Below are 1,985 nucleotides of genomic sequence, written 5' to 3'. Positions count from 1 at the left end.
ACGGCAGCGCGGAGATCGCCCGACCGGCGGCGCGTGCCGCGGCCGAAAGCCGTTCGGTGGCCCGGCGCCGGCCACCCGTCTCGGGCCGGTTGAGCACCATCAGGATGGCCGCGAGCAAGGCGACCGGGATGGAGACCAGCACGGCAACGGCGCCGGCATACATGGCCAGGAAAACCTTGGCGGGGGAATCAAACAGGCCGGCGACGAAGGCCGCGGCTCCCAGCAGCAGCCAGAGCCAGAAAACCATGACGCCGCAGAGCGTGGTGCGGGCCCGGCGGTAGGTGCGGAGCGACCGCCCGCGCACAGTGTACTTGGCCGCCTCCACGCTTCCTACTCCCCAACGACAGCCCCACGAATCGGGGCACCTGAGCACATTGTAGGCAGCCGCGTGCGCAGGGCGCGCAGGGCACGCCGGGGGAGCGGGCCGGCGAATGCGGCCCTGCCGGAAGCGGGGCCCGACCGAGGGTTCAGCTGCGTCTGGGGCGGTGCTAGTCTGGCCGCAGGCCGGCCCCGCACCTGCCGGCGAAGGAAGCACCAGGACCACCGAATCACTGTCGACAAACAGGGAGGAAACCTGGACCATGACCACTTCAGCGACGCCCCACATACTCATCCTGGGCGGCGGCTACGTCGGCCTCTACACTGCCTGGGGAATCCGCAAGCGGCTGGGCCCGTCGGCGGCACGGATCACCGTGGTTGAGCCCAACTCCTACATGACGTACCAGCCGCTGCTGCCGGAGGTGGGCGGCGGGGAAATCGAACCGCGAATCGTCACGGTCAACCTCCGCAGCGCGCTGAAGAAGGTGGACATCGTCCGCGGCAAGCTGGTTTCGCTGGACGTCCAGTCGAAGAACGCCCAGCTGCGCGAGCTCGGCGGCGACCAATTTTCGGTGGCCTACGACCACGTGGTCTTCGCCGTCGGTGCGGTCACCAGGACCTTCCCCACGCCTGGGCTGGAGCAGCACGGCATCGGGTTCAAGACCGTGGAAGAGGCCATCTACTGCCGTGACAAGGTGCTCGACAACGTGGCGCTGGCCGCCGGCACGAGCGACCCGGAGGAACGGGCCAAGGCGCTCACGTTCGTGGTGGTCGGCGGCGGCTATACCGGCGTCGAGGCCCTGACCGAGTTGAGCGACCTGTCCAAACTCGCCGTGGACGCGCATCCGGAGCTGGACCGTTCGCAGCTGCGCTGGGTGCTGGTCGAGGCACTGGACCGGGTGGCCCCCGAGGTCGGGCCGAATCTCTCGGAGTGGACCCTGGACCAGCTGCGCCAGCGCGGCATCGATGTGCGGCTGAACACCACCATGCCGTCCTGCGAGGACTCGGTGGCCGAGCTCAGTACCGGCGAGCGCATTCCGGCCGGTCTCATCATCTGGACGGCCGGCATGAAGCCCAATCCGGTGCTGGACTACACGAACGTGCCGCGCGGCCCGAAGGGACACGTGAACGCCAACGCCCGGCTGCAGGTCATCGACGATGCCGGTGAGGTGGTGCAAGGTGCATGGGCCGCCGGCGACTGCGCCCAGGTACCCGATCTGGAGGCGGAGAAGCAGCCGGCCTACTGCCCGCCGAACGCCCAGCATGCGGTCCGCCAGGCCAAGCACCTCGCCCACAACATAGTCAACGCGGTGGAGGGGCGGCCGCCCGCCGAGTACCGGCACAAATCGCTGGGCACGGTCGCGACCTACGGCGTCGGCCGGGGCGCCGCGAAAATCTTTGGCTACGAGTTAAAGGGCAAGCCCGCCTGGTATGCCGCCATGGGCTACCACGGCCTGGCGCTGCCCACCTGGATCCACAAATGGCGCCTGCTGGCTGGCTGGAGCCCGCTGGTGTTCGGCGGCCGGGACATCACGTCGATGGGCGCCACCCAGCATCCCCGACGCGCCTTCGTGGAGGCGCATGCCGGCACGCAGAAGGGCCGGGCGTAGGCCCGGGCAAGCAGGCAGGCCCCGGGCAAGCAGGCGGGCGTCGGGCAGCAGGCAGGG

1 protein-coding gene and 1 pseudogene are annotated in these 1,985 nt (G+C 69.6%); one reads left to right on the top strand and one right to left on the bottom strand.

What is annotated here, in order from left to right; genetic code table 11:
• A pseudogene (locus AC5RV2_RS17470) lies at nt 1-325 on the bottom strand (hypothetical protein); the annotation flags it as partial.
• Between the two features lie 256 nt (nt 326-581).
• Between AC5RV2_RS17470 and AC5RV2_RS17465 the strand changes: the two are divergent.
• Complete coding sequence (locus AC5RV2_RS17465; RefSeq protein ID WP_494093384.1) at nt 582-1,928, top strand: NAD(P)/FAD-dependent oxidoreductase; 1,347 nt, start codon at nt 582-584, stop codon at nt 1,926-1,928.
• Nucleotides 1,929-1,985: the final 57 nt, after the last annotated feature.

This window comes from Arthrobacter sp. Y3225116 (genome assembly GCF_059091245.1).
Note: the sequence above shows the minus strand (reverse complement) of the source record. Positions and strands in the feature narration are given on the sequence as shown.

Excerpts from the sequence above, each read along its gene's own strand:
- AC5RV2_RS17465 (WP_494093384.1), top strand. The coding sequence starts at position 582 with ATGACCACTTCAGCGACGCCCCACATACTCATCCTGGGCGGCGGCTAC.